Origin of the sequence: Desulfurispirillum indicum S5, assembly GCF_000177635.2 — a bacterium.
GTDB lineage: Bacteria > Chrysiogenota > Chrysiogenetes > Chrysiogenales > Chrysiogenaceae > Desulfurispirillum > Desulfurispirillum indicum.
Genome location: NC_014836.1, coordinates 363,463 through 387,025, shown reverse-complemented (window position 1 = coordinate 387,025; position 23,563 = coordinate 363,463). Strand labels below are relative to the sequence as shown.

36 protein-coding genes and 1 tRNA gene are annotated in these 23,563 nt (G+C 55.5%); 4 read left to right on the top strand and 33 right to left on the bottom strand.

All coding sequences use genetic code 11. The features are described from left to right. Positions 1–23: 23 nt before the first annotated feature. From rplQ to rpsL, 33 genes are all read right to left on the bottom strand, one after another. A complete protein-coding gene (gene rplQ, locus SELIN_RS01820) occupies positions 24–443 on the bottom strand; it encodes a 50S ribosomal protein L17 (RefSeq protein WP_013505005.1) in 420 nt (139 codons plus the stop codon). A gap of 2 nt (positions 444–445) precedes the next feature. Beyond that, a complete protein-coding gene (locus tag SELIN_RS01815) occupies positions 446–1,510 on the bottom strand; it encodes a DNA-directed RNA polymerase subunit alpha (RefSeq protein WP_013505004.1) in 1,065 nt (354 codons plus the stop codon). Between the two features lie 38 nt (positions 1,511–1,548). Beyond that, positions 1,549–2,175 carry a 30S ribosomal protein S4 gene (gene rpsD / locus SELIN_RS01810; RefSeq protein WP_013505003.1) on the bottom strand — a complete coding sequence of 209 codons (627 nt, stop codon included), beginning with the start codon at positions 2,173–2,175 and terminating at the stop codon, positions 1,549–1,551. Positions 2,176–2,185: 10 nt separating this feature from the next. Further along, the gene (gene rpsK, locus SELIN_RS01805; protein WP_013505002.1) at positions 2,186–2,569 is read right to left on the bottom strand and encodes a 30S ribosomal protein S11; all 384 of its coding nucleotides are present in this window, start codon (positions 2,567–2,569) and stop codon (positions 2,186–2,188) included. 12 nt (positions 2,570–2,581) lie between these two features. Further along, the gene (gene rpsM, locus SELIN_RS01800; RefSeq protein ID WP_013505001.1) at positions 2,582–2,944 is read right to left on the bottom strand and encodes a 30S ribosomal protein S13; all 363 of its coding nucleotides are present in this window, start codon (positions 2,942–2,944) and stop codon (positions 2,582–2,584) included. 12 nt (positions 2,945–2,956) lie between these two features. After that, positions 2,957–3,070: a 50S ribosomal protein L36 gene (gene rpmJ / locus SELIN_RS14410; protein WP_013505000.1), complete on the bottom strand. Its 114-nt coding sequence runs from the start codon at positions 3,068–3,070 to the stop codon at positions 2,957–2,959. A 17-nt stretch (positions 3,071–3,087) separates the two neighbouring features. Then, positions 3,088–3,306, bottom strand: a complete 219-nt coding sequence (gene infA / locus SELIN_RS01795) for a translation initiation factor IF-1 (protein ID WP_013504999.1) — start codon at positions 3,304–3,306, stop codon at positions 3,088–3,090. Positions 3,307–3,459: 153 nt separating this feature from the next. Continuing rightward, the gene (locus tag SELIN_RS01790) at positions 3,460–4,107 is read right to left on the bottom strand and encodes an adenylate kinase (protein ID WP_013504998.1); all 648 of its coding nucleotides are present in this window, start codon (positions 4,105–4,107) and stop codon (positions 3,460–3,462) included. Beyond that, the gene (gene secY, locus SELIN_RS01785; protein WP_013504997.1) at positions 4,107–5,408 is read right to left on the bottom strand and encodes a preprotein translocase subunit SecY; all 1,302 of its coding nucleotides are present in this window, start codon (positions 5,406–5,408) and stop codon (positions 4,107–4,109) included. The genes SELIN_RS01790 and secY overlap by 1 nt, the downstream gene beginning before the upstream one ends. After that, positions 5,408–5,848, bottom strand: a complete 441-nt coding sequence (gene rplO, locus SELIN_RS01780) for a 50S ribosomal protein L15 (RefSeq protein WP_013504996.1) — start codon at positions 5,846–5,848, stop codon at positions 5,408–5,410. Before rplO ends, secY begins: the two co-directional genes overlap by 1 nt. 2 nt (positions 5,849–5,850) lie before the next feature. After that, positions 5,851–6,039, bottom strand: coding sequence for a 50S ribosomal protein L30 (rpmD, locus tag SELIN_RS01775; protein WP_013504995.1), 189 nt, complete (start codon positions 6,037–6,039; stop codon positions 5,851–5,853). A gap of 2 nt (positions 6,040–6,041) precedes the next feature. After that, on the bottom strand, positions 6,042–6,545 hold the full coding sequence (gene rpsE / locus SELIN_RS01770; RefSeq protein ID WP_013504994.1) for a 30S ribosomal protein S5: 504 nt from the start codon (positions 6,543–6,545) through the stop codon (positions 6,042–6,044). Positions 6,546–6,566: 21 nt separating this feature from the next. Beyond that, the gene (gene rplR / locus SELIN_RS01765) at positions 6,567–6,932 is read right to left on the bottom strand and encodes a 50S ribosomal protein L18 (protein ID WP_013504993.1); all 366 of its coding nucleotides are present in this window, start codon (positions 6,930–6,932) and stop codon (positions 6,567–6,569) included. A gap of 19 nt (positions 6,933–6,951) precedes the next feature. Next, the gene (gene rplF / locus SELIN_RS01760) at positions 6,952–7,494 is read right to left on the bottom strand and encodes a 50S ribosomal protein L6 (RefSeq protein WP_013504992.1); all 543 of its coding nucleotides are present in this window, start codon (positions 7,492–7,494) and stop codon (positions 6,952–6,954) included. A 9-nt stretch (positions 7,495–7,503) separates the two neighbouring features. Further along, positions 7,504–7,905 (bottom strand): 30S ribosomal protein S8, encoded by a 402-nt coding sequence (gene rpsH / locus SELIN_RS01755; protein WP_013504991.1) that lies wholly within the window; start codon positions 7,903–7,905, stop codon positions 7,504–7,506. A 15-nt stretch (positions 7,906–7,920) separates the two neighbouring features. Continuing rightward, positions 7,921–8,106, bottom strand: a complete 186-nt coding sequence (locus SELIN_RS14405) for a type Z 30S ribosomal protein S14 (RefSeq protein ID WP_013504990.1) — start codon at positions 8,104–8,106, stop codon at positions 7,921–7,923. Between the two features lie 13 nt (positions 8,107–8,119). Continuing rightward, entirely contained in the window at positions 8,120–8,659 is a 540-nt protein-coding gene (gene rplE / locus SELIN_RS01750; RefSeq protein WP_013504989.1) for a 50S ribosomal protein L5, read from the bottom strand. 18 nt (positions 8,660–8,677) lie between these two features. Beyond that, on the bottom strand, positions 8,678–8,998 hold the full coding sequence (rplX, locus tag SELIN_RS01745) for a 50S ribosomal protein L24 (protein WP_013504988.1): 321 nt from the start codon (positions 8,996–8,998) through the stop codon (positions 8,678–8,680). A gap of 100 nt (positions 8,999–9,098) precedes the next feature. Beyond that, positions 9,099–9,467 (bottom strand): 50S ribosomal protein L14, encoded by a 369-nt coding sequence (gene rplN, locus SELIN_RS01740; RefSeq protein ID WP_013504987.1) that lies wholly within the window; start codon positions 9,465–9,467, stop codon positions 9,099–9,101. Between the two features lie 16 nt (positions 9,468–9,483). Further along, the gene (gene rpsQ / locus SELIN_RS01735; RefSeq protein WP_013504986.1) at positions 9,484–9,747 is read right to left on the bottom strand and encodes a 30S ribosomal protein S17; all 264 of its coding nucleotides are present in this window, start codon (positions 9,745–9,747) and stop codon (positions 9,484–9,486) included. Between the two features lie 32 nt (positions 9,748–9,779). Continuing rightward, a complete protein-coding gene (rpmC, locus tag SELIN_RS01730; RefSeq protein WP_013504985.1) occupies positions 9,780–9,977 on the bottom strand; it encodes a 50S ribosomal protein L29 in 198 nt (65 codons plus the stop codon). Then, positions 9,978–10,403: a 50S ribosomal protein L16 gene (rplP, locus tag SELIN_RS01725; RefSeq protein ID WP_013504984.1), complete on the bottom strand. Its 426-nt coding sequence runs from the start codon at positions 10,401–10,403 to the stop codon at positions 9,978–9,980. It abuts the gene before it with no gap. 13 nt (positions 10,404–10,416) lie between these two features. Further along, on the bottom strand, positions 10,417–11,109 hold the full coding sequence (rpsC, locus tag SELIN_RS01720; protein WP_013504983.1) for a 30S ribosomal protein S3: 693 nt from the start codon (positions 11,107–11,109) through the stop codon (positions 10,417–10,419). Between the two features lie 17 nt (positions 11,110–11,126). After that, positions 11,127–11,456 carry a 50S ribosomal protein L22 gene (gene rplV / locus SELIN_RS01715; protein ID WP_013504982.1) on the bottom strand — a complete coding sequence of 110 codons (330 nt, stop codon included), beginning with the start codon at positions 11,454–11,456 and terminating at the stop codon, positions 11,127–11,129. A gap of 21 nt (positions 11,457–11,477) precedes the next feature. Further along, positions 11,478–11,759: a 30S ribosomal protein S19 gene (gene rpsS / locus SELIN_RS01710; protein ID WP_013504981.1), complete on the bottom strand. Its 282-nt coding sequence runs from the start codon at positions 11,757–11,759 to the stop codon at positions 11,478–11,480. 16 nt (positions 11,760–11,775) lie between these two features. Next, on the bottom strand, positions 11,776–12,600 hold the full coding sequence (gene rplB / locus SELIN_RS01705; protein WP_013504980.1) for a 50S ribosomal protein L2: 825 nt from the start codon (positions 12,598–12,600) through the stop codon (positions 11,776–11,778). A gap of 22 nt (positions 12,601–12,622) precedes the next feature. Next, the gene (gene rplW, locus SELIN_RS01700) at positions 12,623–12,907 is read right to left on the bottom strand and encodes a 50S ribosomal protein L23 (RefSeq protein ID WP_013504979.1); all 285 of its coding nucleotides are present in this window, start codon (positions 12,905–12,907) and stop codon (positions 12,623–12,625) included. Position 12,908: 1 nt separating this feature from the next. Then, positions 12,909–13,532, bottom strand: a complete 624-nt coding sequence (gene rplD / locus SELIN_RS01695; RefSeq protein ID WP_013504978.1) for a 50S ribosomal protein L4 — start codon at positions 13,530–13,532, stop codon at positions 12,909–12,911. A gap of 22 nt (positions 13,533–13,554) precedes the next feature. Further along, positions 13,555–14,184, bottom strand: coding sequence for a 50S ribosomal protein L3 (gene rplC, locus SELIN_RS01690; protein ID WP_013504977.1), 630 nt, complete (start codon positions 14,182–14,184; stop codon positions 13,555–13,557). 34 nt (positions 14,185–14,218) lie between these two features. Then, positions 14,219–14,533 (bottom strand): 30S ribosomal protein S10, encoded by a 315-nt coding sequence (gene rpsJ, locus SELIN_RS01685; protein ID WP_013504976.1) that lies wholly within the window; start codon positions 14,531–14,533, stop codon positions 14,219–14,221. Positions 14,534–14,560: 27 nt separating this feature from the next. Next, on the bottom strand, positions 14,561–16,636 hold the full coding sequence (gene fusA, locus SELIN_RS01680) for an elongation factor G (protein WP_013504975.1): 2,076 nt from the start codon (positions 16,634–16,636) through the stop codon (positions 14,561–14,563). A 13-nt stretch (positions 16,637–16,649) separates the two neighbouring features. After that, a complete protein-coding gene (gene rpsG / locus SELIN_RS01675) occupies positions 16,650–17,123 on the bottom strand; it encodes a 30S ribosomal protein S7 (RefSeq protein ID WP_013504974.1) in 474 nt (157 codons plus the stop codon). Between the two features lie 23 nt (positions 17,124–17,146). Further along, positions 17,147–17,521: a 30S ribosomal protein S12 gene (gene rpsL / locus SELIN_RS01670; RefSeq protein ID WP_013504973.1), complete on the bottom strand. Its 375-nt coding sequence runs from the start codon at positions 17,519–17,521 to the stop codon at positions 17,147–17,149. Between the two features lie 208 nt (positions 17,522–17,729). On the opposite strand from rpsL, the gene SELIN_RS01665 reads away from it, so the two are divergent. The 4 genes from SELIN_RS01665 (at position 17,730) to SELIN_RS01650 (ending at position 23,552) form a co-directional block, all read left to right on the top strand. Next, positions 17,730–17,819: transfer RNA gene (locus SELIN_RS01665), tRNA-Ser, on the top strand. A gap of 117 nt (positions 17,820–17,936) precedes the next feature. After that, complete coding sequence (locus SELIN_RS01660; RefSeq protein WP_013504972.1) at positions 17,937–21,551, top strand: hydantoinase B/oxoprolinase family protein; 3,615 nt, start codon at positions 17,937–17,939, stop codon at positions 21,549–21,551. A gap of 349 nt (positions 21,552–21,900) precedes the next feature. Then, entirely contained in the window at positions 21,901–22,875 is a 975-nt protein-coding gene (arsS, locus tag SELIN_RS01655; protein WP_013504971.1) for an arsenosugar biosynthesis radical SAM (seleno)protein ArsS, read from the top strand. After that, positions 22,872–23,552, top strand: coding sequence for a DUF3047 domain-containing protein (locus tag SELIN_RS01650; RefSeq protein WP_013504970.1), 681 nt, complete (start codon positions 22,872–22,874; stop codon positions 23,550–23,552). The genes arsS and SELIN_RS01650 overlap by 4 nt, the downstream gene beginning before the upstream one ends. Positions 23,553–23,563: the final 11 nt, after the last annotated feature.

Here is a 23,563-nt window from a genome sequence, read left to right as displayed (position 1 = left end):
CGCTTCTCGTTTACAAGAGGCGATTATTCAGCTGCAGAAGTTTCCTGCTCGCCTTGCCCTTGGTTGACTTGCAGCTCAGTGGTGTCTGCACCTTCCACCAGCTCAATGATCGCCATGGGAGCATTGTCCCCGGCGCGATATCCCGTCTTGTAGATTCGCGTATAGCCACCAGCACGCTCGTTGAAGCGCGGAGCCACTTCATGGAAAAGCGTTCCGACAACATTCTTGTTGGGAACACGGCTCAGCACGACGCGACGCGCGTGAAGATCGCCTTTTTTTCCAAGTGTGATAAGCTTTTCCACATAAGGACGAATCGCCTTGGCGCGAGCCAGGGTGGTCTCAATGCGACCATGGAGAATCAGGCTGGAGGCCAGATTTCTCATCATCGCCTTGCGGTGCGAACTGTTACGCCCGAGTTTTTTGTAACCGTTATTGTGACGCATGATTAACCTCGTGTACTTTCTTCGGTTTCTTCCACGGTTTCATCGTCACTGTCCTGCTCATCACCAGACTCAGCGGCGACAACCGGTTGATAACCCAGGGCATCAAGATCCATTCCCAGGGTCAGGTTCATCTCTTTGAGGATTTCCTTGATTTCCAGCAACGACTTTTTGCCGAAATTCTTGGTTTTCAGCAGCTCGTTCTCAGAGCGCGCCACCAGGTCGGCAATCGTGCGGATATCGATATTGTTCAGGCAGTTGTAGGATCGGACACTCAGCTCCAGCTCCTCAACGGATTTGCTCAGAAGCGCAAACAGCTCCTCGCTGCCATCTTCAACGCTTTCCAGTGCCACCGGCTCTTCCACATCTTCAAAGTTAATAAAGATGGCCAGCTGATCCTTGATGATCTTGGCGGCAAAGGCCACTGCATCCTCAGGCTTCACGCTGCCGTCAGTCCACACCTCGAGAATGAGCTTATCGAAGTTTGTGTCCTGAACAACCCGCGCCTGCTCGACCGTGTAATTCACCTTGACCACCGGATTGAACAGGGAGTCCACCGGGATCATGTCAATCACATCGTCCGCTTTCTTGTTCTCTTCAGCCAAACGGTACGCCCGTCCGATGTCAACGCGCAGCTCCATGTTGAGCTCCGCATCTTCACGGCCCAGGGTGGCAATCACACAATCGCTGTTGAGCACCTTCACATCAGGTGGGCACTCAAGGGATGCCGCGGTGACGGGGCCAACAGAGCTGGCCTTCAGGGTCAGCACCTTTTCGCCGGGACTCAACAGTTTGAAGCGCAGCTGTTTCACGTTCAGGATGATATCCGTCACATCTTCCACCACACCAGAAACCGTAGAAAACTCATGCAGGACGTTATCAATGCGAATGGCCGTTACCGCCGCCCCTTCAAGGCTGGAGAGCAGTACACGGCGCAGCGCGTTGCCTAGAGTTATTCCGAAACCGCGCTCAAGGGGTTCCGCAATAAACTTCCCGTATGAATCCGTCGCAGTTTTGGTATCACATACCAAGGCTCTTGGGCGTATGACTTCATTCCAGTTCATCATCATAATATATCAGGCCCCACTCGCTGTTGTGTTCGTTGTGATTACCTACTGTACAGTTCGACAATCAGGTTTTCTGTCACAGGCTCTGTGACATCTTCGCGTACAGGCAGCTGCTTGACTTTGCCGGTAAGCTTTTCCGCATCAAACTCCAGCCACTGGGGAACAGTACGGCTGGGACCTGCTTCAACGCTTCCTCTGACCACATCAAGATTGGCAGACTTTTCACGCAGCGAAATCACGTCACCAGCACGCAGCTGGATAGAGGGAATATTGGCTTTCTTGCCGTTGAGCAGAAAGTGACCGTGTGTGATCAGCTGGCGGGACTGGGAGCGGCTGACGCCGAGGCCAAGACGATACACCACGTTATCGAAACGCAGCTCCAGCAGGGTCAGCAGATTGCTGCCGGTAACACCCTTCATGCGAACCGCTTTGTCAAAGGTACGGCGGAATTGTGTTTCCAGCAGACCGTAGGTGCGGCGAACCTTTTGCTTTTCGCGCAGCTGAATGGCGTAGTCACTGGGCTTTCCGCGGCGTTGACCATGGCTGCCCGGCGCGTAGGCGCGTCGCTCAAATGCACATTTGCTGGTTTCGCAACGCAGCCCCTTCAGATAGAGTTTTTGATTTTCCCGTCGGCACATGCGGCAGACTGGGCCAGTATATCGAGCCAATGCTTCCCCCTTACACTCTTCTACGTTTCGGTGGCCTGCAGCCATTATGCGGAATAGGTGTCACGTCCTTGATGGACAGGATCCTCAAACCAGCAGCCTGCAGTGCGCGGATGGATGACTCACGGCCGGATCCCGGTCCGCGTACTTCCACTTCAACTTCTTTCATTCCATGGTCAACAGCTGCCTTGGCTGCCACGTCTGCAGCAACCTGGGCGGCAAAGGGTGTGGATTTCTTGGAGCCCTTGAAGCCCTGGGAGCCAGCGCTGTTCCAGGAAACCGCATTCCCCTGAGGGTCGGTTATGGTGATCAGGGTATTGTTGAAAGAAGCTTTTATGTGTACTACACCCTTGGGTACATTTTTCTTTTCCCTTTTACGGGTCCGAGGCTTCGCCATAAAGCGTACTCCTTACTTTTTCTTGCCCACAGTCCGCTTGGGACCTTTGCGGGTACGTGAGTTGTTCTTGGTGTTCTGTCCTCTGACAGGCAGGCCTGAACGGTGACGCAGGCCACGGTAACAACCCAGATCCTTCAGGCGCTTGATATCAAGGGAGACATTCTTGCGCAGATCACCTTCGACATCGTACTCTTCGAGGGCCTTACGCAGGGTATTCACTTCATCTTCAGACAGCTCGCCGACCTTCTTGTCCATGTCGATGGACACATTGGCCAGAATCTGGCGGGAACGGGAACGTCCAACACCGTATATATACGTCAATCCAATCTCAACACGTTTGTTTTTTGGTAAATCAACACCAGCAACTCGCGCCATGCTACCTCCAGCTTATCCTTGCCGTTGTTTATGTCGGGGATTATCACAGATAATCCTCACGATGCCTTTGCGTTTAATGACCTTACACTTATCACACAAAGGCTTCACACTTGCCTTAACCTTCATGGCATCCCACTCCTATACTACTTAAAACGATACGTAATTCTCCCACGGGTCAGATCATAGGGAGAGAGCTCTATAGTCACTTTGTCGCCAGGAAGAATCTTGATAAAGTGCATTCGCATCTTACCAGAGATATGGGCCAGTACCCGATGCCCGTTTTCCAGTTCAACCCGGAACATCGCATTGGGCAGCGGTTCCACAACCGTGCCTTCAACCTCTATCGCACCTTCCTTCGCCATCAACATCCTCTATTGCTCACAGGTAATTCCTCCGCGCGACTGTCATTGTCGCTAAAGCGCTCCACAAAAGGAGCTTCGCTATTATCGCCACGCCAAAACGGCACCAGAAACAAAACGTTCTATATGTACACTATTCAAATGCCATATGCAAGTCTATTTTCCAATGGCGGTTAGGATAGCGCTGAAGATGTGTTCCACATCGCCTGTCGCACGGATGGTACGCAGAAGATTATGGCCGCCATAGTAACCGATCAGCGGCTCCGTCTGACTCTGGAAGACCTGCATGCGTTTACGCACCGTCTCTTCGCGGTCATCGTCCCGCTGCACGACATGGCCTCCACACTGATCGCATATTCCCTCCACCCGGGAAGGAGCAGCGACTACATGGTAGGTCGCACCGCAACCGGAACAGACGCGGCGACCAGCCAGGCGACTCACCAGTTCCGTTTCAGAAACTTCAAGGTTCAGGACGTGGTCGATACGCACGCTGAATGCATTCTTCAGCATCTCGTCCAAGGCCTGCGCCTGAACAACCGTGCGGGGAAAACCATCAAGGATGAATCCGTTTGCCGCATCATCCAGGGCTAGGCGATCGCGCACGATTCCGATGATCACATCATCGGGCACCAGTTCACCTTTATCCATGAACGACTTGGCAAGTACACCCAACTCACTGCCCGCAGCTACCGCAGCGCGCAGAATATCCCCTGTCGAGATAACGGGAATCGCGAGCTTGTCTGCCAGGCGAGGGCCCTGAGTGCCCTTGCCTGATCCCGGCGCTCCCAAAAGAATCAGTCGCATTATCTGCCTCCCGATCTGTTGGTGAGGAAGCCGTCATAGCTGCGTGAGAGCAGATGGGCTTCTATTTGATTCATGGTGTCCATGCCGACGCTGACCACGATCAGCAGTGCCGTTCCACCGAAATAAAAGGGCACGCTGAGGTATTTGATCAGGAAAGTTGGACTCACTGCCACGAGAGTCAGGTAAAGTGATCCGCCAAAGGTCAGACGCGAAAGCACATTATCCAGGTACATGGAAGTTTCTGCACCCGGGCGGATTGAGGGTATGTACCCGCCATTCTTGCGCAGGTTCTCGGCAACATCCTTGGTATTAAAGATAATCGCCGTATAGAAGTAGCAGAAGAAGATAATGAAGGCCGCCAGCAGTCCGGTATAGAGCCAGCCTCCCGGAGAGAACAGCTGCATGAACATTTCCACGTTGGGCGTCCGCTCCAGCATGTCGCCAAACGTCAGGGGAAAAGCGATGATACTGGAAGCAAAGATAACCGGGATAACACCAGCGGTGTTGACCTTCAGGGGGATGTAGGTGTTTTTGCCACCCACAACCTTCCCGGAGACCATACGCTTGGCATAGGCCACGGGTATTTTACGCTGACCACGCTCGATGAATACGATGGCGGCAATCATGAACAGTGCCGCAAATACCAGCCCAAGGGCCAGGAATATGCTCATCTCGCCGGACTGCAGAAGCGTGTAGGACTGTACGATAGCGCCTGGGATAGCCGCCACAATACCAGCGAATATCAGCAGGGAAATCCCGTTTCCAACACCACGTTCAGTCACCTGCTCACCCAGCCACATCAGGAAGGTGGTTCCCGCAGCCAGGGAGATCGCCGTCATCAGCTGGAAGCTGAAGCCTCCATACATGACGATGGGCATGCCGCTGGGAGAGGTCATGGCCTCCAGTCCAATTCCTATGCCATAGCCCTGTACAAATGCCAGAACCACGGTGGCATAGCGGGTATACTCGGTGATTTTCTTCTGACCATCGGGTTCCTTCTTGAGTTTCTCAAGGGCTGGAACCACTACCGTCATCAGCTGCAGCACAATGGAGGCGCTGATATAGGGGATAACTCCCAGGGCAAAGAGGGTCACCCTCCCGAGCGCGCCACCACTGAACATGTCGAAAAACGTCAGGAGGGCACTGCTTTGGGCTGAGAAAAACTCAGACAGCGCCTGGGGGTCAATCCCCGGTAAGGGGATATGAGCACCCAGACGGTACACTGCCAGGACTCCCAGCGTAAACAGTACCTTCTTGCGCAGGTCGGGCAGCGTGAAAATGTGCTTGAATGCTCCCAGCACTACACAACCTCGGCCTGACCGCCTTTAGCCTCGATGGCTTCACGGGCGGATTTGCTGAATTTCACGGCCTTGACGACCAGTTTCTTCTCCAGTTCGCCATTCCCCAGAACTTTAATGCCATCAAGGGAGCTTTTCACCACTCCGGTCTTGCACAGCAGGTCCAGGTCAACAACGGTGCCCTCATCAAAGGAATTCAGCTGTGAAAGATTCACAATGGCATATTCCTTGCCACAGGGGTTTTTGAAGCCGCGCTTGGGCAGGCGACGATACAGAGGCATCTGACCACCCTCAAAACCAACGGCAACCTTACCACCACTGCGGGACTTCTGTCCCTTATGGCCCTTGCCGGCGGTCTTGCCCCAGCCACTACCGGGGCCGCGACCGATGCGCTTGCGATTTTTTCTTGAGCCGGGAGCCGGCTGCAGGTCATGCAAACCCATGCTTATATCTCCACTTCTTCCACTTTGATCAGGTGCTGAACCTTGCGGATCTGCCCTGCCATGGTTGGCACATTTTCCACGATACTGGAGCTGCCGATTTTGCCCAGTCCCAGGGACTTGACAACCCGGCGCTGCTTTTCAGGACGTCCGATGACACTACGCACCAGAGTCACTTTGACTTTTGCTGCCATGTTTACCCCCTGAGTTGTTCCACCGGGATACCCCGCATCTCAGCCACTTCTTCCGGTGACTTGAGGTTGCGCAGTCCCTCGATGGTGGCCTTGGCCATATTCTGTGGGTTGTTGCTGCCGAGGCTCTTGCTGAGGATATTGGTAACACCGGCTACTTCCAGCACAGCGCGCACCGCAGACCCGGCGATAATACCCGTACCTTCGGAGGCGGGCTTCAGGAGCACCTGGCCGCCGCCGAATTTACCGATAATTTCGCAGGGGATAGTGCCCTTGCGCAGGGGAACCGTAACCATATTCTTCTTCGCCTTCTCAATTCCCTTGCGAATAGCTTCGGGAACCTCACGGGCCTTGCCTTTTGCTACGCCAACACTGCCATTACCGTCACCGACAACAACCAGTGCTGTAAAGCTGAACCTTCTTCCGCCTTTTACCACTTTGGCCACGCGGCCAATGTGTATGATCTTATCCTGAAGCTCAGGTTGCTCAGAACGAATTTCGTCTCGCAAATTATCCTCCCTTGCCTGCCGTTAAAACTTCAGGCCGTTTTCCCTTGCAGCTTCGGCAAGGGCCTGAACGCGACCATGATAGATAAATCCGCCCCTGTCAAACACCACTGATTCGATGTTCTGCTCCTTGGCCTTGCGGGCCAGAAGAGCACCCACCTGCTTGGCGGCCTCAATGTTGCCACCGTTCTGCAGTGACTCCAGCTCTTTTGACAAAGAGCTGGCTGCGGCGAGGGTGATACCCTGAGCGTCATCGATAATCTGGGCGTATATGTGGGAGTTGCTACGGAACACCGCCAGGCGAGGCCGCTGGGTCGAACCCTGGACCTTCTTGCGCACCCTGCGATGGCGAGCCTGTCTGCGGATGACTGTATTACTGGTCTTTGCCATCTTTCACTACTCCTTGCGCTTACTTCTTCTTACCGGACTTGCCGGCTTTCATGCGAATGCGCTCGCCAGCGTAGCGAACACCTTTGCCCTTGTAGGGCTCGGGCTTACGGAAGAATCGGATCTCCGCTGCGGCCTGACCTACAAGCTGTTTATCGGCACCAAGAATATGAATCTTGTTCTGACCCTCGACTTCGATTTTCAGTCCGCTGGGTGTCGGGTAGACAACCGGGTGGCTGAAACCGAGGCTCAGTTCAAGGTTATTGCCCTTGAGGGCCGCACGGTAACCAACACCGACCAGTTCAAGGCTCTTCTTGAACCCAGTGCCTACTCCCACCACCATGTTGTTCACCAGGGTGCGGGTCAGGCCGTGCAGGCTGCGGTTTTCCTTGGAGTCGTCAGGGCGCACGACGCGCACGACGTTCCCTTCCATTTCCAGCTTCATATTGGGATGAACCTTACAGGTAAGTTCGCCCTGGGGTCCCTTGGCTTTGACCACACTCTCTTCAATGGTGAGGGTCACATTCGCCGGTACTTCGATTGGTTTATTGCCTATTCGAGACACAGCCCCTCCTTACCATACATAGGCGAGAAGTTCCCCGCCCACTTTTTGTTTGCGCGCCAGACGATCCACGATAACGCCACTGGACGTGGATACGATGGCTATACCCAGGCCGTTGAAAACCTTGGGAATCTCTTCACTCTTCACATACACTCTGCGTCCCGGACGGGATACACGCTTCAGACCGCTGATAACGCGATCTCCACTTGGAGTGTACTTCAGGCTGATTCGAATCACATCGAACTTGCCCTTCTTCATAACATTGTAACCGCGGATAAAACCCTCTTCCTTCAGCAGCTTCACAACGTGAAGCTTGAGCTTGGACAGGGGAACATCCACTTTATCGTGCTTTTCCTGGTTGGCGTTGCGTATCCTGGTAAGCATATCTGCAATTGGATCCGATGTCAGGTACATGCCTTGTTCTCCTTCTTACCAGCTTGACTTGGTTACCCCAGGCAATCGGCCCTCGCCTGCGAGTTTGCGGAAACATACACGGCAAATACGGAACTTTCTGATGTAAGCCCGAGGTCTGCCACATATTTCGCATCGGTTATATTGTTGAACGGCGAACTTGGGCTTGCGCTTCGCTTTCGCTATCATGGACTTTTTCGCCACAATTTCCTCCTGGCTATTTCTTGAAAGGCAGGCCCATTTCCCTCAGGAGAGCGCGCCCTTCTTCATCCGTTTTGGCGGTAGTTACAAGCGTGATGTCCATCCCGCGCAACTTGTCGATCTTATCGTAGGTGATCTCAGGGAAGATAATCTGTTCCTTCACACCCAGCGAATAGTTCCCCCGTCCATCAAAGGACTTCTCACTCAGGGGCTTGAGGTCGCGTACACGGGGCAGCGCGATGTTGACGAGTCGGTTGAGGAACTCGTACATACGCTGACCGCGCAGGGTCACTTTCAGCCCGATGGGCATTCCTTCGCGCAGGCGAAAGGTTGCCACTGATTTCTTGGCGCGGCACAGAAGGGGCTTCTGACCAGTAATGGCAATAAGCTCCTGTTCTGCAAACTCGATAATCTTCGCGTTTTGCACCGCTTCACCAAGGCCCATATTGACGACAATTTTCTCCAGTTTCGGAACCTGGTTGACGTTCTTATAGGAAAACTCTTTCATAAGAGCAGGAATGGTTTCCTGTTGAAATTTTTCCTTCAAGCCAGACATGAATCACTCCTTCCCGGCCTAGTCAATGACTTTTCCCGTTTGCTTGCAGTAACGGACTTTTTTCCCATCTTCAATCTTGAACCCGATCCTGCAGCCTTTGCCGGCGTCGGCGTCATAGTACATGACGTTTGAAACGTGCAGGGGCATCTCTTTTTCCACAATGCCACCTTCACTCATTTGCGTGGGCTTGCGATGACGCTTGACCACATTGATACCTTCAACGATCACTCTGCTTTTCTGGGGGTAGACTTTGGTCACACGACCAGTTTTACCCTTGTCCTTCCCGGCAATCACGATAACCTGATCGTCGCGCTTGATCTTCAGCTTTGCTTTGGACATGTTTAACACTGCCTCCTGTTGCTCCGGAGCTGGCAGCTCCGGGTTCGTTCCTTACCACGTTTCCCGGACGGGACAATGGCATAGGGAACATCGGGCCCGCTCAGACGACTTCTGGCGCCAGGGAAACTATCTTCATATAGTTCTTGGCTCTGAGCTCACGGGCTACTGCACCGAAAATACGTGAACCAACCGGCTCATTGTTCTTATTGATGATTACTGCCGCGTTACTGTCAAACTTCACATAGGAGCCATCGGCACGACGGACTTCCTTGGTGGTTCGCACAACAACAGCCCTTACCACTGAACCCTTCTTGACGTTGGAGTTGGGCAGGGCAGTTTTCACTGAGCAGATCACCACGTCACCCAGCGAGGCATAACGTTTCTTTGAACCACCAAGCACCTTGATACACATGAGCTGCTTGGCTCCAGAGTTGTCGGCCACGTTAAGCCTGGTCTGCATCTGAATCATGTGGTTCTCCCGTTCCTTACTTCGCGCGTTCCAAGATCTCGGTGACGACCCAGTGCTTTTCCTTGCTCAGAGGACGGCTTTCGATGATACGAACGGTATCTCCGGCATTGCACTGATTCTGCTCGTCATGAGCCTTGTACTTCTTGCGGTGCTTAACAAACTTCTTGAACTTGGGGTGCGGCTTGCGGGACTCGACAGAAACCACGACGGTCTTGTCCATCTTATCGCTGAGCACAACCCCAACAAAGGACTTCTTGCCACTTTTGCTTTGTTCTTCCATTGGGAAATCTCCTTAAAAGACCTTGAAATTGCTTACACAGAGCTCTGCGCGGATTTTTCACGCAGAACGGTCTTGATACGGGCAATTTCCTTGCGCTTCTTTTTCACGGAAGCAGTATCCTCCAGCTGATTCATCGCCAGTTGATACTTCAGGTGAAAGATTTCCTGACGCAAGTCCTGCTCTTTTGAGTGGAGATCTTCCACGGATAATTGTCTGAGCTCTTCCATCATTTACTTCTCACCCTCTTGCTCTGTTCGCTTCACGAAGCGGCACTTGATGGGAAGCTTGTGCATGGCAAGCCGCATCGCCTCGCGAGCCAGCTCTTCGCTTACACCATCCATTTCATACAGCATTGTACCGGGCTTCACCACGGCTACAAATCCTTCTACGCTGCCCTTTCCCTTACCCATGCGCGTTTCAGCAGGACGTGCGGAAATCGGCTTGTGGGGGAAAATGCGGATCCAGATCTTACCACCACGACGAATGGAGCGGGTCATGGCGATACGTGCCGCTTCAATCTGCCGTGAAGTTATCCAGGCTGGCTCCAGAGCCTGCAGGCCAAAATCGCCAAAGCTGACTTCATTGCCCTTTTGTGCAGTGCCCTTGATTTTGCCACGGAACTGTTTACGGTATTTCTGCTTTTTCGGCATCAACATATCTTGTGACTCCTCAAGCTTCTTTTACGGCTTCACGGGTTGCACCGGCAGCCGCCTCGACCTTCTGCGCCTTCTTGGAAGTGTCGAGTATTTCACCATGGGACATCCACACCTTGACACCGATGATGCCGTACGTGGTCTTGGCTTCAGCAAAGCCATAGTCAATGTCCGCTCTGAGGGTATGCAGGGGAACTCGTCCTTCGCGGTACCATTCGGTACGGGCGATTTCAGCGCCACCAAGTCGGCCGGCACAGGCGATTCGAATCCCTTCGCCACCCATCTTCATCGTCATGCCAACAGCTTTCTTCATGGCGCGGCGGAATGCCACACGACGCTCAAGCTGCATAGCTACGTTCTCGGCCACCAGTTGGGCGTCGAGCTCCGGCTTCTTCACTTCCTTGACATTGACGAAGATATTCTTCTTGGTCATGTCGGAAAGCGACTTGCGGACTTTCTCAATCTCTGCACCTTTTTTCCCGATGACAATGCCTGGACGAGCGGTGTGCAGGGTAATGTTTACCTTCCCCGGCGCGCGCTCGATTTCAACACGGGAGATGCCGGCATGGTAAAGCTCCTTGCGCAGGTGCTTCTCGATGCGCAGGTCCTCATGCAGAAAATCTGCATAGTCCTTGTTGGCATACCATTTGGAATTCCATGTCTTTATGATTCCCAGGCGTAAACCCGTTGGATGAACCTTCTGACCCAAAATGTACCTCCAGTCAACTAGCCCAGTACAATGGTGATGTGGCTGGTGCGTTTTTTGATTTCATACGCCCTACCCATTGCACGGGGCATGAAGCGTTTCATGGTAGGACCCTGATCGACATATGCTTCGGTCACCACCATCTCATCGATGTTGGTGAGCTGGAAGTTCTCACGGGCATTGGCAACAGCGCTATCAAGAACCTTCTTGATATCCTCTGCAGCGCCCTTGGGGGAGAACTTCAGAATATTGTTGGCATCGTTGACCTTCTTCCCGCGAATCTGGTCGATAACCAATCTGGCTTTGCGCGGGGAGACCCGCACGAATCTGGCTTTAGCTTTTACTTCCATCTACCGCTCCATGGATCCCGTTTAACGCTTGGAACCTTTTTTCTTGTCCTTGTCGTGACCACGGTATGTCCTCGTCGGGCTGAACTCGCCCAGCTTGTGACCGATCATCTCCTCTGTGATATACACAGGGATAAACTGCTTGCCGTTGTGTACAGCAAAAGTGTGGCCGATAAACTCGGGAATAATGGTACTGCGACGGGACCAGGTCTTAATGACCTTTTTGTCTTTGGCCTCGTTAAGCTTCTCTACCTTTACGATCAGGTAGTTATCCACGAAGGGCCCCTTTTTAATTGAACGTGGCAAAGGATACCTCCTCGTCTTACTTTCTGCGGTTCACGATAAATTTGCTGGAGAGCTTCTTCTTATTGCGCGTCTTGTAACCCTTGGTCGGTTTGCCCCATGGAGTTACGGGATGACGGCCACCACTGGTGCGACCTTCACCACCACCATGGGGGTGATCGACGGGGTTCATGACAACGCCCCGGCTCTGGGGACGAACGCCCATCCAGCGGTTGCGTCCGGCTTTGCCCAGACTGCGCTGCTCGTGTTCGAGATTCCCAACCTGGCCGATAGTGGCCATGCACTCTGCCAGAATGTAACGAACTTCGCCACTGGTGAGTTTTACCAGAACATAGCGCTCTTCCTTACCCATAACCTGGGCGAAGGCTCCAGCACTGCGAACCAGCTGAGCTCCCTTGCCGGGACGCATCTCGATGTTGTGTACAATGGTACCAACCGGGATGTTCTTCAGCTTCATGGCGTTCCCGATGACAATGTCAGCAGCTTCGTCGGCAACCACGGTTGCGCCAACCTGCAGCTGCTTGGGAGCCAGAATGTAGCGTTTCTCGCCGTCACGGTAGTTCACCAGAGCAATCAGGGCACTGCGATTTGGATCATATTCGATCGTGGCAACCTTGCCCTCGATACCGAATTTATCACGACGGAAGTCGATGATACGATATTTGCGCTTATGCCCGCCGCCACGGTGACGGCTGGTGATACGACCGTTGTTGTTACGTCCACCGGACTTCGGCAGAGCTTCAACCAGCTTTTTTTCAGGCTTTGACGCCGTTACGGCGGCAAAATCCATGGTGACCAGCTGGCGTCGACCCGGAGAAGTCGGCTTATGTCTTTTCACACCCATTGTGTCATTCCTCGCTCTTGGGTTATTCCTCGAAGATCTTGATCTGGCTGCCCGCTTCCAGGGTTACGATGGCCTTTTTCCAGTCTTTGCGTTTGCCCATGCCCATGCGGGTACGTTTCACTTTCCCGTTCATGTTCATGACGTTGACATTGGCAACCTTCACATCGAAGATCTTCTCAACGGCATTCTTGATCTCAATCTTGTTGGCGCGGGTGTCCACTTCAAAGGCCACCTGGTTGCGCTGTTCATTGAGGACAAAGGAACGCTCAGTCATGATGGGACGCTTGATAATGTCATACATCTGCATATTACTGCTCCCCCACACTCAGACGTTCAGCCGTTGACTTTTCAAAGGCCAGCACTTTGGCATTTACCACGTCGTACACATTCAGGCCCTCGGGCTTGATCAGTTTGACGAAGGGCAGGTTGCGCATGGCCAGCGCCTTGGGGCTGTCCATCTCATCCACCACAAACAGAACCTTGCGATCCAGGGAGCACTTGGCAAATACCTGGTTGGCCAGCTTTGTCTTGGGGGACTCCAGCGCGAAATCGTCAAATACCACGATGCTCTGCTGAGCGGCTTTTTCGCTGAGAGCTGAAACCAGTGCCTGGCGACGAACCTTTTTGTTCACCTTTTTCTCGTAGCTGCGGGGAGTTGGTCCGAAGATGACTCCACCAGTACGCCACAGAGGCGAACGGGAAGTACCAGCGCGGGCGCGACCGGTACCCTTCTGACGCCACGGCTTTGAGCCGCCACCGGAAACCGCGCTGCGGTTTTTCACCGCATGGGTTCCCTGCCTGCGGGCAGCAAGCTGGGCTACTACCACTTCATGCATGAGGTGGGGTTTTACGGCGCCACCGAAGAGCTCATCGCTCAGGGCAACCTCTCCCACCTTTTCGTTATTCACGTTTATAACGCTTACTACAGGCATCTACAAACTCCAATATCCTTTGTTAGGCCTTTTGCGACTGGCTGATTTCAATGATCCCGCCTTTGGAACCGGGGATGGCCCCTTTCACCAGCAACAGGTTCTGATCAGCCATGACCTTCACTACTTCAAGGCACTGCACGGTTGTGGTCTTTCCACCCATACGGCCAGGCATCTTCTTGTTCTTGAAGGTGCGGCTGGGGGTAGCACACATACCGATGGAACCAGGGGCACGGTGGAATGTGGAGCCGTGAGTTGCCCGACCTCCGCCGAAGCCATGGCGTTTGATAACGCCCTGGAAACCTTTACCTTTAGAAGTGCCGGTGACATCAATTTTATCACCAGCAGCAAAAACTTCAGCCGTGAGTTGCTGACCTACGCTGAAACCAGCGGGGTCTTCTACACGGAACTCCTTCAAATGCCGCTGGGGAGCAACCCCGGACTTGGCAAAGTGGCCTTTGAGGGGCTTGGAAACTCTTTTTTCCTTCAGCGCCTCTTCAAAGCCAACCTGCACAGCGGCATAACCGTCACTATCCACTGTTTTCACCTGCACAACCGTGCAAGGACCAGCTTCCACAACTGTAACGGGAATGACTGTACCATCTTCACAGAAGATCTGAGTCATACCTATTTTTTTCCCGATTAGAGACTTCATCGAACCAACCCTCTCTAGAGTGTGTTACAGGCTCTTAGAGCTTGATCTCGACTTCCACACCGCTGGGAAGATTTAACTTCATCAAAGCGTCAGTGGTTTTGGAAGTCGGGTCCAGGATATCAATGAGTCGCACATGGGTCCTCATCTCAAATTGTTCCCTGGAGTTTTTGTTCACGTGGGGGCTGCGGATGACGCAGAACTTCTCGATCTTCGTGGGCAGAGGTACGGGACCTGCCACCTTAGCATCCGTACGACCAGCCGTTTCCACGATTTCCTTGGCTGCGGCGTCCAGGATCTTGTGGTCATAGGCCCGTAACTTGATACGGATCTTCTGGTTTGCTGCTGTCATAGCTTACTATCCTCTTCAGAAGGGGGGTTACCCCTTCACCTTCTCAATGATTTCTTGAGCGATGTTCTTGGGAACTTCCTCATAGTGATCGAACTGCATGCTGTACGCGGCGCGACCCTGGGTGGCGCTGCGCAGATCTGTCGCATATCCGAACATCTGGGCCAGAGGAACCATTGCCTTGATGACCTTGGCGGCTGCCTGGTCTGACATTCCTTCGATACGACCACGGCGGGAGTTAAGGTCGCCCATAACGTCGCCCATGTAGTCCTCGGGTGTCACCACCTCGACGGCCATGATTGGCTCAAGCAGCACAGGGCTGGCCTTGCGGCACGCTTCCTTGAAACAGATGCTGGCTGCGATCTTGAACGCCATCTCCGAGGAGTCAACATCGTGATAGGAGCCGTCGTATACGGCAGCACGCACATCGACCATGGGGTAGCCGGCCATGACGCCACTGTCCAGAGCTTCGACAATACCCTTCTCGACAGCAGGGATGTATTCGCGGGGAATAACACCGCCTTTGATCTCGTCAATGAATTCAAAACCAGCGCCGGGCTCAAGGGGCTCGATACGCAGAAACACGTGGCCATACTGACCTTTACCACCAGTCTGCTTGGCGTATTTGTGCTCCTGGGAAACCGTGCTGCGAATAGTTTCACGGTAGGCAACCTGAGGAGCGCCCACGTTGGCATCTACCTTGAACTCGCGCAGCAGGCGGTCTACGATGATCTCCAGGTGCAGTTCGCCCATACCGGAGATGATCGTCTGACCTGTTTCGAGATCACTGTTCACGCGGAAGGTTGGATCTTCCTGGGCCAGCTTCTGCAGGGAAATACCCAGCTTTTCCTGATCCGCTTTGGTCTTGGGTTCAATGGCAACCGAGATAACGGGATCCGGGAATACCATGGACTCCAGGATAACCAGCTTATCGGGATCGCACAGGGTGTCCCCGGTGGTGGTGTACTTCAGGCCAACCGCAGCAGCGATATCACCGGAATACACTTCCTTGATCTCTTCACGCTTGTTGGCATGCATCTTCAGCAGACGACCAACGCGCTCCTTTTTTTCCTTGGTGCTGTTCTGCACATAGGAGCCACTCTGGAGCACACCGGAGTAAACGCGGAAGAAGGTCAGGGTTCCCACAAAGGGGTCGGTCATGATTTTAAATGCCAGAGCGCTGAAGGGCTCGGTATCGTCAGCATGGCGCTCGATTTCCTCACCCTGCATGTCCACGCCCTTGATGGCGGGGATATCGACAGGACTCGGCATGTAATCGATAACCGCATCCAGCAATGTCTGCACACCCTTGTTTTTGAAGGATGAGCCACACAGCACTGGAGTAAACAACAGGTCAATGGTTCCCTTGCGGATAGCCGCTTTCACTTCTTCCAGGGAGAGTTCTTCTCCGCCCAGGTATTTTTCAAGAAGGGTGTCATTGACCTCGGCAACTGCTTCAAGGAGTTTCTCACGATATTCCTCTGCCTGCTCCTGCAGATCAGCGGGAATATCAATGATGTCATACTTGGCGCCCATGGTCTCGTCATTCCAGACGATACCGCGCATCTGCACCAGGTCAACGATACCGCGGAACTCGTCCTCGGCACCAATGGGCAGGCACAGGGGAACAGGGTTCGCCCCCAGGCGCTCACGGATCATTTTCACGCCACGGAAGAAATCCGCGCCAATACGATCCATTTTGTTTACAAAGGCCATGCGGGGTACATGGTACTTGTCCGCCTGGCGCCACACAGTCTCAGACTGGGGCTCCACACCACCGACAGAGCAGAACACGGCGATAGCGCCATCGAGAACGCGAAGGGACCGTTCCACCTCTACGGTGAAGTCCACGTGTCCTGGAGTATCGATAATATTGATGCGGTTTTCTTTCCAGAAACAGGTCGTTGCAGCGGATTGGATCGTAATCCCGCGCTCTTTCTCCTGCTCCATCCAGTCCATGGTCGCCGCGCCATCGTGCACTTCGCCAATCTTGTGGCTTACGCCGGTGTAGAAAAGAATACGCTCGGTTGTCGTCGTCTTTCCTGCATCAATATGGGCCATGATGCCGATGTTGCGCGTGTTTTGCAGTGAAATCTCTCTAGCCAATTGAATCCTCTCCTTACCAGCGATAGTGGGCAAACGCTTTGTTTGCTTCCGCCATCTTGTGAGTGTCTTCCCGCTTCTTCACAGCTTCCCCGGAACTCTTTGACGCATCTGTAATCTCGTTGGCCAGTTTTTCAACCATACCCTTGCCCTTGCGCTTCTTGGCATAGGCAATGATCCAACGGATACTCAGTGTCTCCTGACGACGGGGCTTCACTTCAACGGGAACCTGGTAAGTTGCTCCACCGACGCGACGCGACTTGACTTCCAGAGCCGGCTTCACATTTTCCACCGCCTGCTGGAAAACGTTCAGGGCCTCGTCATCACCAAATCGCTCTTTCACCTTGTCAAGCGCACCGTAGAGAATACTCTCGGCCACGCTCTTCTTGCCGTCCCGCATCAAGCGGTTGACGAACTTGGAAACCAGCACGCTCCCGTAAATGGGATCAGGCAGTACTTCCCGTTTCTCCGGCACTCTTCTTCTAGGCATTCCTCAACTCCTCAAAACGACAGTTACTTCTTCGGCTTTTTCGCGCCATACTTGGAACGCGACTGAAGCCGACCATTGACGCCCGCCGTATCCAGCGCGCCGCGAATGACCTTGTACCGAACACCGGGAAGGTCTTTGGTACGGCCGCCACGACACAGGACAACCGAGTGCTCCTGAAGATTGTGCCCGATACCGGGGATGTACGACGTCACTTCGATGCCGTTTGTGAGCCTTACACGAGCTACTTTACGCAGCGCCGAGTTCGGCTTCTTGGGCGTCGTCGTGTACACGCGCGTACACACTCCCCGCTTCTGGGGGCAGTTCTTCAGGGCAGGTGAGCCCGTCTTGGACAACTGCAACTGACGGTTCTTGCGGACCAACTGATTAATTGTTGGCATCCGTAGTTACCTCCCTACATCAAAAAAATCCCGGCACAAGACGCACTTGTGCCGTGTGCAAAAAACCTACGGAAGTTATCAAACCCCGTGGGGTCTGTCAAGGAGATTGAACGTTTTTTTTCATGCTGTAAAAAGGACTTGGCAGACGGCACGCATTTTTTCATTGCACCGGCAGAAAAAATTTGTATAATTCGCAGGCTGTCAATATGGAAAAGTGTCCGAGCGGTTGAAGGAGCACGCCTGGAAAGCGTGTATACCTGCAAGGGTATCGGGGGTTCGAATCCCCCCTTTTCCGCCATTACGCACAGCCCGGCCCTGAATCGTAAAGATTCAGGGCCTTTTGCGTCGGGGAATTTTCAGCAGCGCCCGTCCATGGTACAGTCAGGCACCGGAAGAAACTTCACCGGAGACAGACATGAACCCAAGCAACCCCAGACAGTGGCAGTTCTGGATCGACCGGGGCGGCACCTTCACCGATGTCATCGCCCGCACACCAGACGGCTCCATCCTCACCCGCAAGCTGCTTTCTGAAAATCCCGGCCACTATGATGACGCCGCCCTCCAGGGCATTCGCGACCTGCTGGGCCTGGACACCACTGCCCCCATTCCCCCCGAACACATCGACGCGGTGAAAATGGGCACCACCGTCGCCACCAACGCCTTGCTGGAGCGCAAGGGCGAGCCCACACTCCTGTTGATAACCAAAGGCTTTGCCGATGCCCTGCGCATTGGCTATCAGGCCCGTCCCCATATCTTCGCCCTGGAAATCGCCCTGCCAGAACTGCTCTATGGCGATGTGGTGGAAGTGGATGAGCGAATCATGGCCGACGGCACCGTGCTGCAGGCCCCCGACGAACAGCAGGTGCGAAACGCGCTGCAGCGGGCATATAACAGTGGACTGCGCTCTTGTGCCATCGCCTTTCTCCACGGCTACCGCTTTCCCCGCCACGAACAGCAGGTAGCCCGGATCGCCCGCGATCTGGGTTTTCCCCAGGTCAGTGTCTCCCACCAGGTCAGCCCCCTCATCAAGTTTGTGGGGCGGGGCGATACCACTGTGGTGGATGCCTACCTCTCCCCCATCCTGCGGCGTTACGCCAACCGGGTGGCAGCCGCCCTTGGCAACACCCGCCTGCAGTTCATGAAATCCGATGGCGGCCTGACCAATGCCCGCTGCTTTGCGGGCAAGGACGCCATTCTGTCCGGCCCGGCGGGCGGCATTGTGGGCTGCATTCACACCGCCCGCATTGCGGGGTACGACCAGGTCATCGGCTTTGACATGGGGGGTACCTCCACCGATGTTTCCCACTATAGCGGCGAACTGGAACGCAGCTTTGAAACCGTCATCGCCGGAGTGCGCATGCGCGTCCCCATGATGACCATTCACACCGTGGCCGCTGGCGGCGGCTCCATCCTCCATTTTGATGGCTCCCGCTACCGGGTCGGCCCCGATTCCGCCGGAGCCGACCCCGGCCCCGCCTGCTACCGGCGCGGTGGCCCCCTGAGCGTCACCGATATCAACGTCATGCTGGGCAAGCTGCAGCCCCGCTTCTTCCCCGCCGTCTTCGGCCCCCATGGCAACGAGCCCCTGGATGCCGAAATTGTCGCCGAGCATTTCCAGGAGCTGACCCGGCAGATCCGCGCGGCCACCGGCGATGCACGCAGCCCCGAAGAGGTGGCCGAAGGCTTCCTGAAGATCGCCGTGGAAAACATGGCCAACGCCATCAAACGCATTTCCGTACAGCGCGGCCACGATATCACCCACTACACCCTCAACTGCTTCGGCGGAGCCGGAGGCCAGCACGCCTGCCTGGTGGCCGATACCCTGGGCATGCCACGGGTGCTGATTCATCCCCTGGCCGGAGTTCTGTCCGCCTATGGCATGGGTCTGGCCGACATGACCACCATCGGCGAAGCCACCGTGGAGGAGCCCCTGAGCCCCACCCTGTGCGAGCGCCTGCAACAGGTCATCCATGAACTGGAACAGCAGGGCCGCAGGGAGCTGCTGGATCAGGGAGCCGCGCCGGAAAGCATCCACAGCCGACATCAGCTGCTGGTGCGCTACCAGGGTACCGACACCTCCCTGCTGGTGGATTTCGGAAGCGTCGGATCCATTCGCCATGGCTTCGAAGCCCTCCATCAGCAGCAGTTTGGCTTCTGCACCCCCGATACGCCCCTGCTGGTCAGTGCCGCCGTGGTGGAAGTCATCAGCCGAAGCGCCAGCCTGCAGGACGAACCCGACCTTCCTTCCCCCGCAGGCCCACTCCCCAAGCCCCTGGACCTGGTGCGCACCTTCATGGCGGGCACCTTTCACGACGCCACCCCCGTCCATGACCGCCAGTACCTGCAGCCCGGCCACTGCCTGCAGGGCCCGGCCATTATTCAGGAGCCGGTGGGCACCATCGTGGTGGAGCCAGGCTGGCAGGCCAGCGTCAACCCCAAGGGACACATCATCCTGGAGCGCTATCAGGCGCGCCCCCGGCAGTACGCCGTGGGCACGGAGGTGGACCCGGTCATGCTGGAAGTGTTCAACAACCTCTTCATGTCCATCGCCGAGCAGATGGGCACCACCCTGGAAAAGACCGCCAGCTCCGCCAACATCAAGGAACGCCTGGACTTCTCCTGCGCCATCTTCGACCATGGCGGCGCCCTGGTGGCCAATGCTCCCCACGTGCCCGTGCACCTTGGCTCCATGGGCGAAAGCGTACGGGCCATTCTTCAGCAGCGCCAGGGCACCATGCGGCCCGGCGATGTGTATATGCTCAACGACCCCTACCAGGGCGGCACCCACCTGCCCGATGTCACCGTGGTCACCCCCGTCTTTGACCACAGCGGCGCCGAAATTCTCTTCTATGTGGCCAGCCGCGCCCACCACGCCGATATCGGTGGCATTACCCCCGGTTCCATGCCCCCCGACAGCCGGGCCATTGAAGACGAAGGGGTCCTGATCACCAACTTCCAGGTGGTCAGGGACGGCCAACTGCTGGAACCGCAAGTGCGCCGACTCTTCAGCAGCGGTGCTCACCCAGCCCGCAACCCCGACCAGAACATCAGCGACCTCAAAGCCCAGATCGCCGCCAACAACTGCGGCGTGCGGGAACTCCATAAAATGGTCGACCACTACAGCCTGCCCGTCGTCCACGCCTATATGCAGCACGTGCAGGACAACGCCGAGGAGCAGGTGCGCCGGGTGCTCCACGTCCTGGAAGATGGCCAGTGGGAAAAAATCATGGATTGCGGTGCCCGCATCCGCGTAACCATCCGCGTCGACCGCCACCATCGCAGCGCCACCGTCGACTTCACCGGCAGCTCCCCCCAGCAGCCCGGCAACTTCAACGCGCCCCGCGCCGTCACCCGCGCCGCCGTGCTCTACGCCCTGCGCACCCTCGTGCAGGACAATATCCCCCTCAACGACGGCTGCCTCAAGCCCATCCAGCTCATCATCCCCCAGGGCTCCATGCTCAGCCCCACTTACCCCGCCGCCGTCGTCGCCGGCAACGTGGAAGTCAGCCAGGTCATCACCGATACCCTCTACGCCGCCCTGGGCGTACTGGCCAACAGCCAGGGCACCATGAACAACCTCACCTTTGGCAACAGCCGCTACCAGCACTACGAAACCCTCTGTGGCGGAGCTGGAGCCGGTAACGGCTTTCACGGCGCCAGCGCCGTCCACGTCCACATGACCAACAGCCGCCTCACCGACCCCGAAATCCTGGAAACCCGCTTCCCCGTCCTGCTGGAAAGCTTCTCCATTCGCCATGGATCGGGAGGCGCAGGCACGTGGCAAGGCGGCAATGGCGCCGAGCGGCGCATCCGCACCCTGGAGCCCATGGAAGTCGCCATCCTCGCCAACAGCCACCAGGTCGCCCCCAGCGGCCTGCAGGGCGGAAGCAATGGAGCCACCGGCCACTGCTGGGTGGAGCGCCGCGACGGCACGAAAGAAGTGCTGCTGAGCACCGGTAAAGCCACCATGCAAAAGGGTGATGTGGTTGTGGTACAGACACCGGGAGGCGGAGGATTTGGCGCTGGTTGAGCGGAAAAAGCCGAGATGGGAAAAGGCAGTACCCCACGCAAAGCTCTCAAAAGCTCAAAGAAAGGCAACAAGAGTATCTCACTCCCGTTCGCTCCGCTTACTCAAGACGCAAGGTGGAATAATTTCGCTGGCAACCATTCACGGTCTCACAGTAATATTTTAGCAGGAGCGCCAGTATTCCGAGAGCGAGCCCGGATGGCGAGCAACGGAGACTCGAGCCACGGATGAAAGCGAGTGTCTCCGGGAGGAATGCGGGCGCAAGTGCTGCTACACCGTGAAGAGTTACTTATGCTGTAACTTTTCCTTATTAAATGGCGAATATACAGGAAAACTATTACCCGGAGCTCATATGCCAAGTCTGCAGTGCCATATTCCCACGTTTGGGCATGTTCTTGATACCTATGGAATTGCCATCAAACGTCAGCCCATCACTACCCTGCAGATCAATGTAGGCAAGGTCTGCAACCAGTCCTGTACCCACTGCCATGTGGAAGCTGGTCCGCTGCGCAGCGAGATGATGGAGGCCACCACTTTCCAGCGACTGGTGGAGCTGCTGCAGAATGCTCCTGGAGTGCACACCGTGGACATCACCGGGGGCGCGCCGGAATTAAATCCCCACTTCCGGGCCTTTGTGCGCACAGTGCATGCCATGGGCAGAACGCTTTTGCATCGCTGCAACCTCAGTGTGCTCTTTGAACCCGGGCAGGAAGATACCGCCGCCTTTCTGGCCGAACATGGTGTGGAAGTCATCGCCTCCCTGCCCTGCTACCTGGAAGACAACGTCAACCGCCAGCGGGGCGAAGGTGTTTTTGACAAAAGCATACGGGGGCTGCACCTGCTCAATGGACTGGGCTATGGCCAGCCGGGCAGCAGCCTGAAGTTGAACCTGGTGTATAACCCCGGCGGCGCCCACCTGCCCCCCAGCCAGTCGGCACTGGAGGAATCCTACCGTCAGCAGCTGGCCCAGCACTACGGCATCCTCTTCAACCATCTCTACACTCTTACCAATATTCCCGTCACCCGCTACGCCCGCCACCTGCGACAGCACGGGCAGTATGACGACTATATGCAGCTGCTGGTGGACAACTTCAACCCTGCGGCCGCCCACAACCTTATGTGCATGCAGCAAGTATCAGTAGCCTGGGATGGCAGCCTCTACGACTGCGACTTCAACCAGATGGCAGGCCTGCCCATAGGTGGTACACCTCTGCATATCTGGGATGTGCAAAACCTGGAGCAGATCCCCCGCTCCATCGCCACCGCCTCGCACTGCTTCGGCTGCACCGCCGGGGCGGGCAGCTCCTGTGGCGGGGCCATCGCATGAGAGTCGGCTCCATGGCCCTGGTGTTTCTCCTGGGTTCAGCTGCCTTCGGGGCTTCATCTATTCCCCTGCCCTTTGGGAGTATACAGGACGGTATCAGCCCGCAGTGGCAAGCCCAGGAGTTTCGCGGCACCAGCCCCACCCATTATGAGCTGGTGGAAGAGGAAGGAACGCTGGCATTGCAGGCCAGCAGCCAGAACCAGGCATCGGGCCTGGTGCATGAAGTTGAGATTGATCTCGCCACATACCCCATTCTGCAGTGGCGCTGGAAGGTGGAAAACATCATCCCCGATGGCAATGCCCTGACCAAAGCCGGGGACGACTACGCAGCACGGGTGTATGTGGTCTTTCCCCACTGGTTTCGCCCCAATACCAAAAGTATCAACTATATCTGGGCCAACCATTTGCCCCAGGGGCAGGTGGTACCCAACCCCTTCTTCAGCAATGCCCGTATGGTAGCCGTGCAAAGTGGCAACCAGCATGCCGGAACCTGGATTACCCAGTGCCGCAATGTCTACCAGGACTACCGGGAAATATTTGGAAGCATACCTCCAAAAGCTGGCGCCATTGCCCTGATGACCGATACTGACAATACCGGCAGCCAGGCCCGCGCCTGGTACGCCGATATTCGATTGCTAGCCGCAGATTCCCATGCCGATCCACAGGAGTATTGCCCATGAAAAGGAGAACC

Bases quoted from the DNA above. Each gene is read 5' to 3' on its own strand.
- arsS (WP_013504971.1), top strand. From the start codon at position 21,901: ATGCCAAGTCTGCAGTGCCATATTCCCACGTTTGGGCATGTTCTTGAT.
- rpsM (WP_013505001.1), bottom strand. From the start codon at position 2,944: ATGGCGCGAGTTGCTGGTGTTGATTTACCAAAAAACAAACGTGTTGAG.
- rpsJ (WP_013504976.1), bottom strand. From the start codon at position 14,533: ATGACAGCAGCAAACCAGAAGATCCGTATCAAGTTACGGGCCTATGAC.
- rplN (WP_013504987.1), bottom strand. From the start codon at position 9,467: ATGATTCAGATGCAGACCAGGCTTAACGTGGCCGACAACTCTGGAGCC.
- rplQ (WP_013505005.1), bottom strand. From the start codon at position 443: ATGCGTCACAATAACGGTTACAAAAAACTCGGGCGTAACAGTTCGCAC.
- rpsQ (WP_013504986.1), bottom strand. From the start codon at position 9,747: ATGGAAGAACAAAGCAAAAGTGGCAAGAAGTCCTTTGTTGGGGTTGTG.
- rpsK (WP_013505002.1), bottom strand. From the start codon at position 2,569: ATGGCGAAGCCTCGGACCCGTAAAAGGGAAAAGAAAAATGTACCCAAG.
- rpsG (WP_013504974.1), bottom strand. From the start codon at position 17,123: ATGCCTAGAAGAAGAGTGCCGGAGAAACGGGAAGTACTGCCTGATCCC.
- SELIN_RS01650 (WP_013504970.1), top strand. From the start codon at position 22,872: ATGAGAGTCGGCTCCATGGCCCTGGTGTTTCTCCTGGGTTCAGCTGCC.
- rpmC (WP_013504985.1), bottom strand. From the start codon at position 9,977: ATGATGGAAGAGCTCAGACAATTATCCGTGGAAGATCTCCACTCAAAA.
- rpsL (WP_013504973.1), bottom strand. From the start codon at position 17,521: ATGCCAACAATTAATCAGTTGGTCCGCAAGAACCGTCAGTTGCAGTTG.
- SELIN_RS01815 (WP_013505004.1), bottom strand. From the start codon at position 1,510: ATGATGATGAACTGGAATGAAGTCATACGCCCAAGAGCCTTGGTATGT.
- rplV (WP_013504982.1), bottom strand. From the start codon at position 11,456: ATGGAAGTAAAAGCTAAAGCCAGATTCGTGCGGGTCTCCCCGCGCAAA.
- rplW (WP_013504979.1), bottom strand. From the start codon at position 12,907: ATGCAGATGTATGACATTATCAAGCGTCCCATCATGACTGAGCGTTCC.
- SELIN_RS01660 (WP_013504972.1), top strand. From the start codon at position 17,937: ATGAACCCAAGCAACCCCAGACAGTGGCAGTTCTGGATCGACCGGGGC.
- rplP (WP_013504984.1), bottom strand. From the start codon at position 10,403: ATGTTGATGCCGAAAAAGCAGAAATACCGTAAACAGTTCCGTGGCAAA.
- rplR (WP_013504993.1), bottom strand. From the start codon at position 6,932: ATGGCAAAGACCAGTAATACAGTCATCCGCAGACAGGCTCGCCATCGC.
- rplC (WP_013504977.1), bottom strand. From the start codon at position 14,184: ATGAAGTCTCTAATCGGGAAAAAAATAGGTATGACTCAGATCTTCTGT.
- rplE (WP_013504989.1), bottom strand. From the start codon at position 8,659: ATGTCTGGCTTGAAGGAAAAATTTCAACAGGAAACCATTCCTGCTCTT.
- rplX (WP_013504988.1), bottom strand. From the start codon at position 8,998: ATGTCCAAAGCAAAGCTGAAGATCAAGCGCGACGATCAGGTTATCGTG.
- infA (WP_013504999.1), bottom strand. From the start codon at position 3,306: ATGGCGAAGGAAGGTGCGATAGAGGTTGAAGGCACGGTTGTGGAACCG.
- rplB (WP_013504980.1), bottom strand. From the start codon at position 12,600: ATGGGTGTGAAAAGACATAAGCCGACTTCTCCGGGTCGACGCCAGCTG.
- rpsH (WP_013504991.1), bottom strand. From the start codon at position 7,905: ATGTACCTGACATCGGATCCAATTGCAGATATGCTTACCAGGATACGC.
- rpmD (WP_013504995.1), bottom strand. From the start codon at position 6,039: ATGGCAGCAAAAGTCAAAGTGACTCTGGTGCGTAGTGTCATCGGACGT.
- SELIN_RS01790 (WP_013504998.1), bottom strand. From the start codon at position 4,107: ATGCGACTGATTCTTTTGGGAGCGCCGGGATCAGGCAAGGGCACTCAG.
- rpmJ (WP_013505000.1), bottom strand. From the start codon at position 3,070: ATGAAGGTTAAGGCAAGTGTGAAGCCTTTGTGTGATAAGTGTAAGGTC.
- rplD (WP_013504978.1), bottom strand. From the start codon at position 13,532: ATGCCTGTAGTAAGCGTTATAAACGTGAATAACGAAAAGGTGGGAGAG.
- rplO (WP_013504996.1), bottom strand. From the start codon at position 5,848: ATGGGTTTGCATGACCTGCAGCCGGCTCCCGGCTCAAGAAAAAATCGC.